This is a genomic window from Flavobacterium sp. FlaQc-28 (assembly GCF_044007415.1).
In the GTDB taxonomy this organism is placed as follows: Bacteria; Bacteroidota; Bacteroidia; order Flavobacteriales; family Flavobacteriaceae; genus Flavobacterium.
Genome location: NZ_JBIPCM010000003.1, coordinates 449,049 through 468,100 on the forward strand (window position 1 = coordinate 449,049; position 19,052 = coordinate 468,100).

A 19,052-nucleotide genomic window follows, 5' to 3' on the forward strand; every position below is an offset into this window, starting at 1 on the left:
TAGTGTGATTTCTCCCTTCGGTCGAAATGACAAACTGAATGTGGTAAGTGTTAGGTTAAATGCTTTGCGTGGGCTTCGACTTCGCTCAGCCTGACAAACAGAATAAACCTTTGTCCCTTTGCTTCTCTGAACCTTTGCACCTCAAAAAAACTATTGAAATTCGAAATTATCCAACATTAATCCCTTCAAATCATCACCTTCCAATGTAATCTTATACGTTCCTGCATTAATATATCCACCAGACGTTGTATTCAAAATCTTCCATTTTTCAGGCGATGGAAAAAACTCAATCATATCGTTTCGCATTAAAATTCCGTACGCATCTTCCATTTTGAATTTCACTTTTAACGGCGTTTCATTTCTATTCATAAAACGGAAACGCATTAAATAAATTCCGGCAACACCCGGTTTTACTTCAAACTCAATGCTGTTGTTAGTCTTTTTTGTGAATTCAATAAAATCAGCTTTTTTGAAATTTCCTTTTTCGATTCCGTCTCCCGTTGTTTTTGTCTTCTCAGCTTCAATAATAACGACTGGTCTTGAATCGTCTTTCTCACCCATATCATAGGTTGGAACAACTGCAATTGTAAAATTTGTTTCAGTATTATCAAAAAGAATTTTCTCGCCTTTCTTTACCTTTTTAGTAAAAACATCAAATAAAATTCCACTGCTATTTTTCGCTTTTTCTTCTATTTTTTTATAATCTGAAAACTTCTCTAAGTTCAAATTTTTATTACCAATAAAAAGATACAACTCGGAATCTTCTTTTGCAGTAAACGAACCTTTATTTTTAGAATTAATTGAAAACTGCAAATAATCTGCTCCAAAAACTTCCGAAGGCAATTCGGTAAAAATCACTTCTGAGTTTATAAATTGTTTTGAATTAATATCCAACCAAGAGGCAATTTTAAAATCTTTAGAATCTAAACTTACATTCTGAATGTTTTTTGGTGATTCATCTGCTGGCTTTACACTTTTATCTTTTATCGCAATCGCAATCGCAGAAATAATTGCCTGCGAAGCTTTTACATTAGGAAACGAAATCACAATTTTTCCGTTTATACTTTTTATAACAAAAGTTTTCTTTAATGCATTATCATGCCCAGCTTCTGCCCAAATATCAAAATCTTTTAAAACAACATTGTTGTTAATAGAAACATCAAACAAACGCCATCCTTTGCAGTCTAAACCTCCGCCAGTTCCGTACCAAGGTTCTGTGAAATATAATTCGACTAAATATTCTCCGTCAGGTGCAGGAAATTCGTAACGCAATTTATCAACTCCATATCTAAAACTCTGGAATAATTCTGAATCTTTTGTACCGTTTATTGGATCGAAAGTAGTTCTTTGACTGGCGAAAAAATCAGGCAATTTTTCAAAATTATCTGTCCAAGATAACGAACCCCAAGTATTTTGTCCGCTTTTGTGCGTATCTGTCAACCAAGTATTTCCTGATGAATCTGTTAATTCAGAACCACCGCAATTTACTCTGTAAATATAATTGTAACCGCTTTTCGCTTTTGCAATATCAGATTTATCAGTTATTAATGTATCAAAATTTGGTGCTTTTGGCAGATTAGTTAAAACGATATAATCTTTGGCAACTGCTTTTCCGTTTACATATCCAACCGCATACAAAACATTGTATTGAATATTGACATTATTAAACTGAAAATGCTGACCAATTCCTGGATTTTTTAGTTTTCCTAAAGAAGATTTATTGACGTCATTAAATAATTCTACTTCATCACAATTCGAATAAATATCGATTCCGTTTTTGATTCCTGGCTTTTCCCAACGACTTGGCCAAGTATGCGAAACAATATAAACCATCGGATTGTTTTTATTCGAAACATAATTGGCGCGGTACATATAAAAAGCATCCAAAGGTTCGCCCCAGATCGTAAAAAGTCCTTTGTAATTTACTGGACCAACTTTATCAATATCTCTAAAACCTTCACCGTTTTGAACTCTTCCCGGATTTTCGTGCGAAGCAAAAAGCCAGTTAAATTGTCCCGCAATTTTATCTTTTACAGATTCGGCTTCTCTAACTTTAATTTCCATTAACTGAGAAAAACGGTTTTCGCTTAAAGTTCCTTTTTGATCAAACTCGCCTTCCGTATGTAAATCGGCTGAACGCCACGCACCGTATTCTCCGTTTAATAACTGAGTCGTCATTTCCAGATGATATTTCAACGGATCACCGCCATACGTTCCAGACCAGTTTTGAACTACATTCCAATCAGTTCCTTCACCACCATTACAAGTTGTAACAATACGTTGTGAAGCTGACAACGGATCCATTTCACGAATTATCTTCGTGCATTCTTCAGCAAATTCTTTCGGAATCGTACTTTCATTCTGTAATCCCCACATTACTACCGACGGACTGTTTCTGCGTTCTTTAATCCATTCTCGTAATAAGGTTTTAAAGTTCTCTTTAAACTCAGGCGTATCATACCAAATATGCGCTGAAAACTGACTCCAAAACAGGATTCCGTTTTCGTCTAATTCTTGCTGATATTTTAAGTTATGAGGTTGATGTGCTTCTCTAAACGCATTAAATCCGCCCGCTTTTATCTGTTCAATTCTAGAATGAATCATTTCATCTGAAAACGAGTGACTGTTTCCAATTAAATGCTCATACTCACAAGTTCCGTTGATAAATAAAGGTTCATCATTGATAAAAAAGCGGTTGTCTTTTCCGTCACGACTAATAGGCCAGCTCACCCAACGGATTCCGTAAGGCGTTGTTAACTGATCTATTATTTTTCCGTTTTCATAAACTGAAGTCACCAATTTATACAAATACGGATTGGATGGCGACCATAATTTTGGGTTTAAAATCTCTGGAATTGTCTGCGCAATTTCTTTTGTTTCTCCTGAATTGATTTTGTTATCGCTTTTTATAATAACAACTTTCTTTCCTGAAGCATCCAGAAGAATATTTTCAATTGTCAAATTTCGTTGTGAAATGCCGTAGTTCTTAATTTCTGTAGTGGTATGAAGAATCGCTTTTTGTTTGGAAACCGATTTATCATTCCAGATATGAACTCCAAACGGCTGAATTCTAACGTCGTTTGTAATGACCAAAGTAACAGGTCTAAAAATTCCCATTGGCTGCGAACCCTCTGAAAATCCCCATTCGCCAGAACAGCCTCCGCAAACCCAAGGAAGATCTGCAATAAAAGAGGGATGCGCTGCTTTTACTAAAATCGTATTTTCTCTATCAAAAGAAACTGCTTTTGAAATATCTACTGTAAAAGTAGTTCGTCCACCTTTATGTTCACCTACTTTCTTACCATTAATCCAAACAGTTGCATATGAACTTACTCCTTCAAAATATAGAAAAAGTTGTTTTGAAACGTCTTTTTTATCAAATTTTAAAGTCTTTTTGTACCAAGCTGTACCATGCAAATTTCCATGTTTTGTTCTTCTAAAACCATAATACTGATCCCAATTGTGAGGAATATTTACATTTAACCATTTATTTGATTTTGGATTCTCCACAAAAGATTTCTCGTCTTGCGGATTATCCAAAATAATGGTTTCCCAAGATGAGTTCAGCGAAACTTCCTTTCGAACTTTCGCCGAACCTTTTGTGCTTTGACTCCAAACAAAGCATATACTTGAAAAAAAACAAAAAATAAAAAAAACTAATCTATTCATATTTTTTTTATTGAACCATATAAGTGATATAAGGTTGTTTAAGTTGTTCCACGAATCTTACCTCGTTTTTTTGTCATTTCGACGTAAGGAGAAATCATACTAGAAATTCCGTACAGAAATTCGCCAATCTTTGTCGAGTTCCGTGTGTGATTTCTCCTTACGTCGAAATAACAAACTATGTAGAGTTTCTTTCGGAGATCCCTCGTTCCTCGGGATGACAATATTGTGTTTATATTTTGCGAGCAAACCTGACGGGGTTTAAAAACCCGTCAAGTTTAACTTTATCACTATTCTTAATAAAACAACCAGTCGATCGCCGCTTTTTCTCCTGCATCGATATATCCAACATCACGTGGAGTTATGGTTTGATCTGCGTCGATGAAACCTAAAATCAATACTTTTCCTTTTCCTAAATCTAATTTATTCTCACCCGGTTGAAAGGTGTATGTATGAATGTTTACACGAGGTAATTCTTTTAAATTCATCGCACTTGCCAGAATCACTTCGGCTTGACCGTGCGCATTTCCAGCTGCATCGGTTTCTAAACTTGGCGGTAATAAAAATCTCTTTTGATCTGAATTGAAATAACCAACCACTAATTTAACCGCTTTTGTGTTTCTAAACTTCAAATGTGTTCCTTTTTCGTTTTGGTCGTTTTCTACAAACGAATATCCTCTTAGGTTTTGAAGTTCCGGAGCAACTTTGGTTAACTCAGAAATGTCTGTTCCGTACACTTTTGTTCCTTTTTTCACTAAATAAGTTCCCGGTTTTTCATCAATAAAACTTACTTCTGCCGTTTTCCATGGTTTTCCTTCTTTGGTTTCAATTTTACCATCTTTTGAGGCTTTTAGTTTTTCTAGATTTCTTTTAAAATTGGCTAATTCACGCTCGTAATGTGGTAATAGTTCTGCCCAAGTTTTGTTGTTTCCGTCGTCTCCTCCAATTGGAATTCTACGTTGAGCAGTCTGCATACTGTTTGCATAATAGTACGTATCCTTCGTTAAGTTTACCAATAATTCGTAGTACTCAATACTTTTCTCTAAATGAGGCATTGCTTTGTCTAAATCACTAATATCGTTTGAGTAACTGTATCTTAAAACCAATAAAGCTGCTTTTACTTTCTCTGAGAAGAAATCAGCAAAAGCCTTATAAGCATGCATATCATTTTTAAGACGTGCAAATTCTTCTTTGTCTTTGGTTACACTTGCTTCGGCTTTATCAATGGCTTCAACTGCCAATCTTCCGTGTTCTGTAATTTCGGCAATAATCTGCGTTGGAAGTTCGCCAGAATGTGGTTCTTTATTCCATTCTTTTTTAGCATATTCTAAAAGCAATTCGCCCGCTGGTCCGCAAGATTCGTGGAATCCTGGATATACTCTCCATTTTGACGGGTTTACCAATTGACTTTCGAACATTCCTAACAATAAAGTTTGACGGTTTCCTTCTGTAATTCCGAAACGTCTTAATGTTTTTGGAGCGATTTCTCCTGTTTCTTCATATGCTTTAAGGATATTATTTGCCGCTTCTTGAGAAGTTCCGAATTTTGCCGCTAAATCTTTATCCCAATATTTAACTTCTTCATTACGGTCTCTTTTACTGTCCCAAGCATATCTTGCCCAAGCTTTGTACCAAATCCAGTCACGATCCATTTCTAATAAACGTTCTCCCGATTTTGTTTTATCTGCCGAATAGGGCCAATCCCAATAAGAAGCCTGCGGATATAAGTGCAGTGCATTTGCTCCATGAACACTATGCATCGCTTTTACCGTTTTCTGAATAAAATCTGGTGAACCGTATCTAAAAGGTTCTAAGTTTGCTAGAATATGTACGTTTTCAATATGAATTGATTTTAGAGAACTTAATTGTTTGTGTGTTTCTCCCCAAGGTCCGCCCGGTGTATAAGTCGTTAAAGATTCTCCGGTATATTTACTTTCTGTATAAAGGTTTTTGTATAACGGAAGTGATTTTTCCATTACCAAAGGTCCGTCTGTATCGTGAGAACGAAGAATAATCGGCGGTTCGTCTGTTCTTCCCAACGCTTTTAATCCGTCCTGAACACCAGGAATAATCGTTTTGGTAAACCATTCTACATCATCATCAATCGTGTTGATTGCTTCTCCTAAACATACTAGCAGTCCAACATTTGGATATTTTTCAATAAAAGCTGCAATAGATTTTCTCGTATAATCTGACAATAAAGGCGTAATTGGACGTGAACGATCCTGCGTTTTAATGTTGTAATGCTCTGCAAAAGGTTTAGAAACAATAATATTATAAAACATCTGAATGACCCAGATTCCACGCTTGTTGGCTTCAACCGTAAGGAATTTATAAATTTCTTCATTCTTTTTGAAATCCTCATCGCTTACTTCAACTGCAAACGGATACTCCTTTAATTTTACTAAAGATGCAAAAGGGTGTCCGTTCCATAAATACAAAGAATTCATACGGTTTTCTACCAGCATATCAAGATATTTTACCCATAAAGCTTTATCATAAAACCACGGAAAAGTTTCTGGCGTATATGGATATTCGTAAACATCACGTCCCGGTAGGTAAACGGGTTTCTGCATTCCGATGCAGGCTCCACGCAAAACCATTTCTGGACTGTCTTCAACATTAATTTCTGAAGGAAGCTGACCTGAACTTTTAATTTTATCTGTTAATTCCAAAGCACCATACAAAGCTCCAGAAGCATCTGTTCCTTCAATATAAATTACATTGTTTTGAGTGCGAATCTGAAAACCTTCTTTCTTGTTTAATTTGTTATCGTCGATTTTAGCACTTTTAGCATTTTTCTTCCAGAAATCGGTTCCTTTTTCTCCAATTACAATTATTTTATCTTTTGATTTTTTGAATTTATCAGAAGAAGTTACACTGAATCCTTTTGCTGAAAGTGTTTCAAATAATTTCTCTGCTCCAAATTTTGCTCTTGGTGAACTCGGATCACTAACAACAGTGATGTTCTGTGCTGTCGCGAAAGAGACATAAAAACATAAAAAAAGTAATTGTAAATATTTCATAGTATGCTGTTTTTGGGTATTCATTCTAAAAATAATCTGTTAAATCTGCGTGAAATTTTTTGCACGCAGATTAGGCAGATTTAAGCAGATTTTCTTTTGATTTTTTTGCCACAGATTAAAAAGATTTTCACAGATTAAAAATCCTATTAATCCTTTTATCCCGATAGCTATCGGGAGTGGCTATAATATTAATTTTGGAAAATGCGTTTTAAATAAGCCACGTTTGCTCCGTAATTAGCTTTTACATTATGTACTTGTGTCACGTCTCGAGAACGTTCTACGATAAGCCATCCGCTCCATTTCATTTCGTCCAAAGTTTGTTTGATTTTTGACATGTCGATCGCTTTGTCATTTTCTAACCAAAACTGATCGGTGTTTGAAGCATGAATTTGAGCTAAATATTTTTTTCCTAAAATTTTTAATTCAGAAGAAATATCTCTTTTATTATCTAAAGCATTAGCAAAATTGAAAGAGCTTTTAATGTATTTTGAACCTACTTCGTCTAAAAGTTTTTTCTCTTCTGTTGCACTCAAAGAAGTTTCAATCGCAATTACACCACCAATTTTACCAACTTCTTTTCCTGCCCATTGCAATCTTTTAATCACTTCTGGACGTAACTCTGGATTTTTAACCAAATCGGTTTGAGTTCCTAACGGCAAATAAGCCACTTTAACTTTCATGTTTTTCATCGTCTGAATACAATCCGTAATCATTGGCGTGATTTCTCTTGCAGCAAATGACTGCGCATAAAATCCAGACATCGCAATAGAACTGATTCCAACTCCAGTTTCTTTTGATTTATCTAAGAACTTTTTTCTTTCAACAGGATCGCCTAGTTTGCTGTCAAAAGTGGGACGGTTTCCTAAACCTCCCATATCGAGTTCAATACCGTCTGCTTTTATTTCAGAAGCTAAACCAAAAGCGCCTAATTTTTGTCTTTTTAAAATCATCCAGTCGCAAACTGCCACTTTATATTTTTGCTTTTTGTCAGAAATCTGAGCCGTTGCACAACTGTTGAATGTCATTGACATAAAAACAAGCATTGCAATAAATAAATGTTTTTTTGATTTCATGCTTTATATTTTTTTGCCGCGAGTTGCACCAATTTTCATTAATTAATATTTAAAAAAATTTGTAAAAATTGTGGAAATTCGTGGCGAACTTATCTTTACTCTTCTTCCGCTTTTACTGCAGTTACCACTTTTCCTTCGTCGCCAGGCCAGATTCCGTTTTTGATTGGAAGCGCCACCAGTTTACTCGGATCAACTTTTACATATTTTAGTTTTTCTCTTCTCCAAGTATAAACGATATGAACCATTCCATCAGAACTCTGAATCATTGAAGGATAAGAATATTGGCTGATTTTTGAATCTTCTAAAACCAATGCAGCATTCCAATTGATTCCATCTTTAGAAACCGAAACGTTTAAAGGTGTTCTAGGACCTTTTGCTTCTTTTCCCGGAGGTAAGACATGATTATAAACTAATAAATGTCTGCCATCTTTAAGAGTTACGGCATCTGTTCCTGAGTTGTTATTTGGAAGTCCGATTAATTCTACATCCGACCAAGTTTTTCCGTTATCTTTTGAGAATGTACTGAAAATAGCTCTATTTCTGGTTCTTCCAATTGCTTGAATACTTCCATCTTTGTGAAATAAAATACTTGGCTGAATGGCATTGATTTTTTGTTTTCCTCTCGAAAGCGTATCGCCCATTACCCAAGTTTTTCCGAAATCTGGCGTAGATTCCATACGAAGTCTCCAACCGTCACCTTCAATACTTGATGGACATAATAAAGTGCCGTTGCTTAATAAAACTGGTTTGTTTTTGATTGGTCCTAAGAAACCATCTGGCATTTTTTTTGCCTCAGACCATGTTTTCCCGCCATCAGATGAAGTTCTGATTACGCCCCACCATTCTGACGGCTTTGGTCCTATTTTGTAGAATAACATTAAATCGCCACCCGGAATTTGATACAATACAGGATTCCAAGTTGGTAATCTTGGGCCTTCTTTCATCACGCCATCGGCAACTTTTACGCCTTCACCCCATTTATCACTTCCTTTTGGTTTAATACTTACATAAATGCAAACATCAGGGTTTCTTTCATGTGTGCCTCCAAACCAAGATGAAACTAAATCGCCATTTGTTGCTTCAACAATTGTAACCGCATGGCAAGAAGGATAAGGCGCTTTATCGTAAATAAATTCATCTACTAAAATTCCTTCTTTCCAAGTCTTTTTCTCTAAAGCCGACTTACAACTTCCTAAAAGGAAAAGTCCAAACAAGACAAATGCTAATTTTGTTATTTTCATTCTCAATTTTATTATGAATTAAAATTTTCGATTATAAATACATACCTAACATTTTTTTAGGTTAAAATATTTATTAAGTGTAAAAATAACACTAAAAAATTAACAATCTATCCTGTACTGTCCCGAATTACTAAAAATGTAAATTATTTAACGTTTATAGCAAAATTTCCTGACGAAAGTGTAACTAATAATTGATTTTTCTCTATTGAATGAATATAAGAAGTTTTATCTAACCTTTGTTTATTGATCGAAATAGCAGAGACGTCGTCTGTTGGAAGATATACAACTGCAGAAGTATTTGCAGGAATAGTAATATTCCAAACCAAAGCTTTTTTATCTTTTTTCCAGTCACTTTTTATCGTTCCGTAAACCGATTCGTAAGAAGCATTTACATAAGTCAATCCGGCATTAAAATCAGGTTTCATGATAATTTGTTTGAAACCTGGGGTTTCAGGATTGCTTTTGATTCCTGCCATATTTTCGTAATACCAAATCAGTAAATCGCCTAAAAGCATCACGTGATTTTGTGAATTCATAGCAGGATCGGCAGTGTTTCCGTTCCAAAGTTCCCAAATGGTTGTTGCGCCATTTTCGACCATATAACCCCAGCTTGGATACGTTTTGTTTGATGCTAATTTGAAAGCCAAATCGCCACGACCAAAATTGGTTAACGTTCGCATTAAAAACTGTGTTCCTATAACACCTGTGCTAACATGGCTGTTTTTGGTCACTTCCACTTCATGAACTAAATTTTCAAAAACTTTTTGCTGTAATCCTTCTGGAACCATTCCGAATGTTAAAGGCAATAAATTAGCCGTTACAGTATTATTGGCATAATTGTTTTTTGATGTATTAAAGTATTTAGCGTTAAAAGCTTTTTTGATTCTTGAAGCTAATTCGTCATAATGTTTAATATCATTTTCGGCATTTGCGATTACAGCAAATTTCTTCATGATGTTTAAAAGCTGATAAAAAAACGCACTCGAAATCAATTCGCCATCGGTTAAACGAGAAGGATCTTTAGAACGAATTAATTCCAACGATTCTGGCGGAACGCACCAATCGCCGTATTTGTCTTTGGTCATGATATCATCAACCAAATAGTTTTCTTCCATATAATCCATCCATTTTTTCATCGACGGATATTGTTTTTCTACTACTTTTTTGTCTCCAAACTGCTGATACAACATATCAGCAACTGTAATATAAGTTCCCGGCCAAGTTACATTATCTCCATAATAACGCCAAAATGCAGGTGCTACGTCTGGAATTCCGCCGTCAATAGTTTGAGCATTTTTAATATCATCTAACCATTTTGCATATAAAGTCTGATTATCAAATAAGAAACTTTCGCCGTAAGCTCCCGTTGTTCTATCTCCCAACCAAGGCTGACGCTCGTTTCGTTGCGGACAATCAATTGGCATTCCTTTATAATTTCCGCTGATTCCCCACCATGCATTCTTAAAAATCTGATTCATTATCGGGTTCGAAGAATCAAAAGTTCCTGTTGTAGCAATATCATCGTAAACGACTTTTCCAATGAAATTTTCTAAAGTCGGTTTTGTTTTAAAACCCGAAATTTCAACAAATCGAAATCCGTGATAAACAAAACGAGGTTCCCAGACTTCTTCTCCTTCACCTTTCAATGTATAAATATCAGTCGTTTTTGCATCACGTAGATTGGCAATATATAATGAACCATCTGGCTGTAAAGATTCAGCAAATTTCATTGTGATTTTTTCGCCTGTATTTCCTTTTACTTTCAATTGTAACCAGCCCACCATATTTTGCCCCATATCTAAGATATAAGTTCCTTTTAGAGTCTGTTTGATCGAAATCGGTTTTACTTCACGTTTAATTTTCATATTCGCCGACATCTGTCCTTCATAGAATCCGCCTGGTTCCTGAACATATTCTGCCGAAAGCCATTTTTTATCATTAAAATTAATGGTATTCCAACCTTTCATTTCTTTACGAGCATCGTATTCTTCGCCATCATATTCGTTGTTGGATAAAATCGGTCCGTCAGTTGTGATTTTCCAAGTATCGTCAGTTCTAATCACATCTTTACTCCCATCTGTGTATTCTACAAACAACTGCAAAGCCATTTTCGGATATCCAAAAGTTTTGATTTTATAGGGTTTATAATCCTGACGCATCGTGAAAAAACGTCCGTTTCCTAAAATCGTTCCCAATGCATTTTTACCTTCTTTCAATTGCGAAGTCACATCAAAAACATTGTATTTTACATTCTTCGTATAATCCGTAGGAACGGGAGCTAAAACCTGATCGCCAATTTTATTTCCGTTAATATATAACTCGTACAAGCCCATACCGATGATATAGACTTTTGCACTTTTGACTTTCTTTTTTAAGTCAATTTCTTTTCTTAAATATCTCGCTGATAGTCGAGAATACTGCGAAATACTATCTCCTGGTGATGTTTTTTCATACCCAATCCATCTTGTTGATTTCCAATCGGCATACGTTAAAATGCCGATGCTGAAATGCGCTGTTTCTTTCGATTGAACTTCGCCTTTATTGGTAAAAACCGTTACTTTCCAATAAACGTCTTGTCTGTCTTTTAGTTTTTTTCCGTTATAAATTACATTTACAGATTCATCGCTTTGCGCCTTTCCGCTGTCCCATAAATCTGCGTTTCCTGCATTTAGTTTTTCTAAAGATGAAGAAGCTAAAATTTGATAATGAGTTTGTTTTACATCATTTACATTTACTTTAATTTTCCAGCTTAATCTTGGCTGCAAAACATCAATTCCTTCTGGATTGGTCAGCATTTCGCATTTTAAATCACTCACAATGATTTTGTTTTGGGCTTTCGCCGAAATTGTGAAAAGTGAAATGATTAAGGTAAGATGTAAAAAAAACTTTTTCATGATTTTATTTTTTCTCCTAAAAGGTTTCAAAAACCTGTTAGGTCTTTTTTGTTTTCTATTTATAGACAAAGTATTGTCATTTCGACGTAAGGAGAAATCTTCGCAAGTAACTCCGTAACATTTAATCCAATCTTTGTCGATCTTCTCGTGGAGATTTCGCCTTACGTCGAAATGACAAACTAAACCTAATTATTCCTAAAAAATTAAGCATTTATAAATCGTCTTAATTTATCTAGTGTACTTAAACTCTCGAAAGCTATTTTATTTTGTTCTAATAACTTACTTGTTTCCCAGCGTATCTTCCATTCGGGATCTTTCAGCTTTTGTCTCAGCTTAGATACTATAGTTGGATTACTCTTTAAAACCTGTTCATCAATCCAATCAGGAAGAAATTCTAAAGCGCTTAAGCGAGTTTCTAAATTTCTATGCTCCAAACCTTTTAACAATGTTTCTCTAACCTGATCTGCATTATATGAACTTATATCCTCAACCAAAATCTCAGTCAAAACTGGAGAAAGTTCTTTAATTTTATTTTGGTTTAATGCAATCTGATAAACTCTGCTAAATTCATCAGAAAGAAAATCCGCCCATTTATCAATATCTTCGTCTTCACTCAAAGAATAATAAACAAAACTAACTTTATCAGACTGCGTAAAAAGTTGATTTTCACAAAAACGTTTTACTCCATTTATATCTTTAACAGCTAATTTTTGAACGTCTTTTATCGCTTCTTCTGAATCCTCATGTTCAAGATCGTAATATTGCTCTAAAGTGATGATCTGGTCAAAATCATGTATGGGTTGGTAAATTATTTTATTTTCGCTCATAGTATTTGGTGTAAACTTTGGAGTATATTTTTTTATAAGTTCCTTAATTTCATTTTCAGATACATCGTAATCATCTATTTTTATTTCGATCGTTTTCTGCTTATAAACAAAAGTGAGGTAAAACTCCTTGTATGACAAATTGTACTTTGCCGTGTGTTCTGTCTTGACAATAACTCTCGGAAATATAATATCTTTCCATTCATAAAAAATCTCATTAAGTTCTAATCCTTCTTGTGAGAATATTATTTTTTTATGAAAATTAAAGAGCGTCATTACCGCTTTTTTTCCATAAACGATGATAAACAAAACAGCAACAATTGGTAATACTAAATTGCTAAATTTAAATGTAATTTTTTCAACATTTATGAGTGATAAAAAGTAAATTCCTAAAACCACAAATACCATATTCCATGCAATATGAAATACACCTCCTTTGATTGAATAATTTAATACTGTTTTCTCCAAATTTTATTCTTAACTAAATCAACTTATTAGCGTATCAAACCCGACAGGTTTTAAAACCTGTCGGGTTTATAACTAATTTGAAATCACACGCTCCAATTTCTCAGAAAAAGCAATTTCTTTTCCGTTTTTAAAGATTCTAAAACCTTTTCCTTTTTTATATTTTTCTCCAGTTTTGTCCCAAAGAATGGTAATAATATTGCCGTGATACAGAACATTATCCAAACAAAACCAATCCCATTTTTCCTGTGGAATCAACGGATTTACTTCAATCTTTTCATCAGCTCTCGGACGTAAACCAACCAAACCTGTAATCACCAAATCGTTGAAAGTCGAATGATTATAATAACGGCTTCTTTCTCTGTCGCCCATTAACCAATAACCCGTTGTTTCATCTAAATATTCGCCAAGATAAGGTTTCCCTCTGTAATATTGTGATTGCACATACAAATCCATTTGCTTGAAATAATCTGTTTTGGCAACAAAATTCTGATTGTAATTATTTAAAACATTCGCTAAAGCAGTTAAAGTCTGTGAACTTGCAAATGGCCAAATCGCACCGTCCCATTCGCAGGTTCCTGTTCCATGCGTTCTAAATCTCGGACTTCTTCTTTCTGCCGTTGTCAAACCAAATGGAGCCGAGAATCCCTTCTCATCTTTGATTTGTTCCCAAGCTTTTTCAAAACCTTTCCCTTTTTCTGGAAGATTAAAATACCAAGGAATAAATCCAATCGCTTCTCTAACCTGAGCCAAAGTATCTTTTTCTGTTAAAGTTTCAAAGAACTCACTTTTTGGATTCCATAATTTGGTTTCAACTAATTTTTTCAGAACATCTGCTTTAGCCTTGAATTTTGTTTCCGCTTCTTTATCGCCTTTCATTACAGCCATTTTAGAAATCGCTACAGCGTTCCCATACATATAACTGTTTATCGTAGGTCTTGCATTTTGTACTTTTCGCCCGCCGCTTAACGATTCTTCCATTCCATCTTTTACATCGTGCTGCCAAAATAATCCATCTTTTCGTTGACGGTCTTTTTCCCAAACGGCATAATCCGTCACCATGTCTGGATACAAATCCAATAAGAACTTTTCATCGTTATTTACCAAATAACGATTGTATAAAGCATCGGCTGTCCAACTGCTGAATTTATACAATTTGTTCATCGGTTTTCCATCATTTCCTCGATACCAGATTTTCACATCCTGCTCAATATATTTAGGATCATGAACCCATCTAAATTCGTTGATATGATGCCCCAAAGCACAACTGATCATATTGTATTTGTCAGCATACGAACGGTCTACCAAAAACTCTGTAATTACAAATCCCTGTGGTGTATTTTTAATATGTTTTCGAACGCTCCACCATCTGAAATAATATATTTCCTCAAAATTCTGCTGCGGACATTCAAACAACGGAATATTCTTTTCCATCCACGCCCACGCACTGTCGTTTGGAATTGCAAATTTTAAGTTTTCATCTTCCATTGTGTTGAAATAATCAACATAATGTTTGAAGTTTTTTTCTTTTAAAATAACCGATTTTCCTTTTTGGGATTGTACTGCACCCGATTTGCAACCGCTGTTTATACAAGCTATTACAATTGAAAGTGCTATTATTTTATGTTTGAAATGTTGTAACATATTCTGTTTTTATTTTATTCTTTTCATTCGTTTTGTCATTTCGACGTAAGGAGAAATGACAAACTAGACTTATAATATATTAATTCCCCGTAAAAGTATACGTCTGTCCTGCTTTCATATTCACATCGTAAATATTGTACGTTGGCAATTGTACTTTTGGCAATTTTGCTTCATTAGAAATAATAGGTTTCTTCACTTCCACATCATAAAACAACGGATTTGAATTTTTTCCTTTTGCTTTTTTGATTGAAGAGCCTTTTAGTGTATTCTCTACTTTCAATCGGCAGTTTCCGCCAATTTTCGAATAGATTTTCAACTCCGAAACTTTATTATTTTTCCACGTCATATCAATTACAAATCCACCTCTGGCAACTAATCCTTTTATGCTTCCGTCTTTCCAAACCGTTGGCAAAGCAGGCAATAAATGAATCGCATCTTCCTGACTTTGCATTAGCATTTCAGCAAAACCGGCTGTACATCCAAAGTTTCCATCAATTTGAAAAGGCTGATGCGCATCTAACATATTCGGATATGTTCCTCCGCCTTTTCTTTGGTCTGCTGTTACTAAATGCAATTGGTCCTGAATCAATTTATAAGCATGATTTCCGTCTAATAATCTCGCCCATAAATTCACTTTCCATCCCATCGACCAACCTGTAGATTCGTCTGTTCTGTAAATCAAAGATTGTTTTGCCGCTTCAAATAATTCAGGCGTTTTTATTGCCGAAATCTGATTACTCGGATACAATCCGTACAAATGTGAAACATGTCGGTGATTATCTTTCGGATTGTCCCAATCGTCCTGCCATTCTTGTAACTGACTGTGTTTACCCACTTTCATTGGAGGCATTTTTGACAAAGCATCACTTACTTTTTTCACATAATCAGCATCTGGAGAAACCAATGCCGAGGCTTCCATAACATGCGTAAACAAATCAAAAACCAACTGATTATCCATTGTTGTTCCCGATGCAATAGTCGATTTTCCAGTTCCGCCTGCGTGTGTGTTTTCAGGCGAACTTGACGGCACAACCACTAAATATTTCGTATTAGGATCAATAACCATAAAATCTAAAAAGAAATCAGCAGCACCTTTCATGATTGGATAAATTTCTGCTAAATATTTTTTATCTCCTGTGTACAAATATCTTTCCCATAAATCCTGACAAACCCAAGCGCCGCCCGTTGGCCACATTCCTGAAGCAGCCGAATCTACGGGAGCGGTAACACGCCAAATATCGGTATTGTGATGTAAAACCCATCCGCTGGCATTGTACATCGTTTTAGCTGTTTCAGCACCCGTTACCGCTAACTCTTTTGCCATTTGCACAAAAGGTTCATGCATTTCCTGCAGATTCGTTACTTGTGCAGGCCAATAGTTCATTTCGGCATTGATGTTTGTCGTGTATTTACTGTCCCAAGGCGGAGTCACCATATCGTTCCAAATTCCTTGTAGATTGGCTGGCTGTCCACCAGGCTGTGAACTTGAAATTAAAAGATAACGTCCAAACTGGAAATACAACGAAGCCAATTGCGGGTCAAATTGTTTAGAGAAATCTCGGATTCTTTCGTTTGTTGGTTTCTTCACTAAATCATTTGAACCTAAATTTAAAGCAACTCTGTTGAAGAATTTTTGGTAATAATCAATATGGGCTTTCTTTATGGTTTCAAAATCTTTTACTTCGGCTTTCGCTAAATAGTCTTTACTTTTTGCAATTTCATCTCCCGAAATATCCTGATAATTTTTGAAGTTCGTAGCAATCGAAATATATAAAGTTACTTCATCGGCTTTATTAATACTTAAAACGCCGTTGCTGGCATCGATTTGCCCGCCTTTGTTTTTAGCTGTTAATCTTCCCTGAAATTTTACTTTTCCTTTTACGCCTTCAAAGTTAGTTCCAACTCCCGAAAGTATAATCTGGTTTCCTTCTGTCGAAGCAACCGTTTTATCAATCGGACTGTTCATGAAAACGTTGCAAGTAATTTGTCCCGGCTGACTCGCAGTAAGTTTTACTACAATAATCTGATCTGAAAATGCGGTTAGAATTTCTCTTGTAAATTCAACACCATTTACTTTGTATTTAACTTTTGCAGTCGCATTGCTGATATCTAAATCACGATAATAATCGGTATATTTTTGATGTCCGTTGAATGAAATATAAACGCTTCCAAAAGTCTGATACGGCATTCCGTCATTGGTTTGCGACATAATATCCTGTGTCGCTAAATCCTGTGCTTCATCAAATTTTCCATCAAAAATTAATTGACGAACTATTGGAAGTGCTTTTATCGATTTAGAATGCGCATTGCTGTTTGGAGAACCTGCCCAAATCGTTTCTTCGTTCAACTGCAAACGTTCTACAGCTGGATCGCCAAAAACCATTGCCCCCAAACGTCCGTTGCCTAAAGGCAAGGCTTCGTTCCATATTGATGCTGGTTTATCGTACCATAATTTTAGGTCGTTTTGTGCTGTTGCTGTTAAGGAAAAAATTCCGAGACAGATTGCCGTTATTTTAATTTTTAACTTCATAGTATATTTTTTTCTTGCCACGAATTACACGAATTGCATTAATTTCTTTTTTTATTTTTAGCCACTGATTAAAGGATTTTCACTGATTAAAATCTGCTTGATCTGCTAAATCTGCGGGAAAAATTTTTACTCTCGCAGATTTAGCAGATTCAGCAGATAAAAAAATCTTTTTAATCTATCTAATCTGTGGCAAAAAAACAATTCGTGCCAATTAGTGTAATTCGTGGCTATAAATCTATTTTTTAACCTCGTAAACTTTCAGATTTTTTTCTCCGAACATTTCATATAATTTGTTGATGTCTTTTAAAGCATTTTTCGGTAGTTTTTCACCTTTATCTCCAAAAACCAGCAACTTTTCTTTTGGTTCAATCACACAAGTCGATTCGTCGATTTCCCCTTTGTCGTTCTTCACTTTATTCAAATCTAAACTTAAATATTTCGCCATAAACGGATACAAAGCCATACGTTTTGAAACTCCGAAATCGTGTCCTTCTTTTGCAAAATGAGCATTTTCTACTAAATCTTTCTTTCCGTACAATTCATATGTTCTTTGGATAAAAGGAAATTCTAATTCCGGAACTGCCAAAGTCCAGTCTTTTCCATCAGAAACAATCAATTGTGGTTTTGGCGCCATCATCGCCGAAATTTCGGCGTTGTTGGTTCCGTTTCCACATAGGTGAATTCCGCGTCCGCTTTCGCATGGACAACCACCTGAAAAGTGAGACGAAACCATTACAACCGGAGCTGAAACTTTCACTCTGTCATCAATCGCCGACAAAAACATCGTGTGCGATCCTCCACCAGAACCTCCAGTAACACCAACTCTAGACATATCGGCATTTTTTACGGTTGACAAATAATCCAATAAACGAATTCCTGTCAATAATTGGACTGTCGATGCAATGCTGTTTCTGTGTGTTTCTTCTGGAAACTGTAATAACGATTCTCCCCATGCAAATAAATCGTAACCTACTACAATGGCGCCCATTTTAGCCATCATAGCACAACGATATTGCTCGTCTTTTCTATATCTTCCATCACCGAAATGCCCATCAGGTGTTAATATAACAGCTGCTTTTTTATTGAACGGATACGGTTTGTAAATCGATCCTGTCGCATAAACTCCCGGAAGGATTTCTAAAGCAATATTTTCAACACTGTAATCTTTGTAGATTCTTTTTGGAGTTAGAATTGGTTTTGATTTTGGCATTGGTGGCGCTTTATCCAAACCAAATGAAGTGATCATACACGCTTTTAATTCCGCTTTGCGTTTCTCCCATTCTTCTTCAGTCGAATAAAGGCTTTCTAAGTAAAATAAACGTTCTTTTCCTTTATCTACCGAAACTTTATGGTTTTCATACTTGCGTATGATGTAGGTTCCATCGGGTTGTTTGAAATACATCAATTCAAACGGCGCTAGAATATTAGTCAGCGAAAGCGGTAAATTTCCTGGCTCAATTCTCCAATCAGCATAGTCTAGTTCTTTTCCTTTTAATAAACCTCTGTCATCGATGATGGTTACGTTAAAAACAGTTTCTATTTTCTTTAGAGTTTCTGAAACCGGTTTTCTAAAATTAGTATCAGAAGTGCTTTGTGCATTCGCAAATGTCAAAGCAAAAATGGAAACTATAAAGATGTATTTTAAATTTTTCATTTTGATATTGTTGTGTATTGGTACGCTGATGAAAC

At 35.3% G+C, this 19,052-nt stretch carries 9 protein-coding genes; all 9 read right to left on the reverse strand.

Annotated features, from left to right (window positions below; all coding sequences use genetic code 11):
• Positions 1-150: 150 nt before the first annotated feature.
• Complete coding sequence (locus ACHRVL_RS11345; RefSeq protein ID WP_395412801.1) at positions 151-3,669, reverse strand: malectin domain-containing carbohydrate-binding protein; 3,519 nt, start codon at positions 3,667-3,669, stop codon at positions 151-153.
• A gap of 293 nt (positions 3,670-3,962) precedes the next feature.
• Complete coding sequence (locus ACHRVL_RS11350) at positions 3,963-6,692, reverse strand: glycoside hydrolase family 20 zincin-like fold domain-containing protein (RefSeq protein ID WP_395412803.1); 2,730 nt, start codon at positions 6,690-6,692, stop codon at positions 3,963-3,965.
• Positions 6,693-6,880: 188 nt separating this feature from the next.
• The gene (locus tag ACHRVL_RS11355; RefSeq protein WP_395412804.1) at positions 6,881-7,765 is read right to left on the reverse strand and encodes a sugar phosphate isomerase/epimerase family protein; all 885 of its coding nucleotides are present in this window, start codon (positions 7,763-7,765) and stop codon (positions 6,881-6,883) included.
• 95 nt (positions 7,766-7,860) lie between these two features.
• Positions 7,861-9,006 (reverse strand): exo-alpha-sialidase, encoded by a 1,146-nt coding sequence (locus ACHRVL_RS11360; protein WP_395412806.1) that lies wholly within the window; start codon positions 9,004-9,006, stop codon positions 7,861-7,863.
• 143 nt (positions 9,007-9,149) lie between these two features.
• A complete protein-coding gene (locus ACHRVL_RS11365) occupies positions 9,150-11,900 on the reverse strand; it encodes a glycoside hydrolase family 78 protein (RefSeq protein WP_395412808.1) in 2,751 nt (916 codons plus the stop codon).
• Between the two features lie 203 nt (positions 11,901-12,103).
• A complete protein-coding gene (locus ACHRVL_RS11370; RefSeq protein ID WP_395412809.1) occupies positions 12,104-13,192 on the reverse strand; it encodes a HEAT repeat domain-containing protein in 1,089 nt (362 codons plus the stop codon).
• A gap of 72 nt (positions 13,193-13,264) precedes the next feature.
• Entirely contained in the window at positions 13,265-14,833 is a 1,569-nt protein-coding gene (locus ACHRVL_RS11375; protein ID WP_395412811.1) for an MGH1-like glycoside hydrolase domain-containing protein, read from the reverse strand.
• Positions 14,834-14,912: 79 nt separating this feature from the next.
• The gene (locus tag ACHRVL_RS11380) at positions 14,913-17,363 is read right to left on the reverse strand and encodes a glycosyl hydrolase family 95 catalytic domain-containing protein (RefSeq protein WP_395412812.1); all 2,451 of its coding nucleotides are present in this window, start codon (positions 17,361-17,363) and stop codon (positions 14,913-14,915) included.
• 235 nt (positions 17,364-17,598) lie between these two features.
• Positions 17,599-19,017: an acetylxylan esterase gene (locus tag ACHRVL_RS11385; protein ID WP_395412814.1), complete on the reverse strand. Its 1,419-nt coding sequence runs from the start codon at positions 19,015-19,017 to the stop codon at positions 17,599-17,601.
• Between the last annotated feature and the right edge of the window lie 35 nt (positions 19,018-19,052).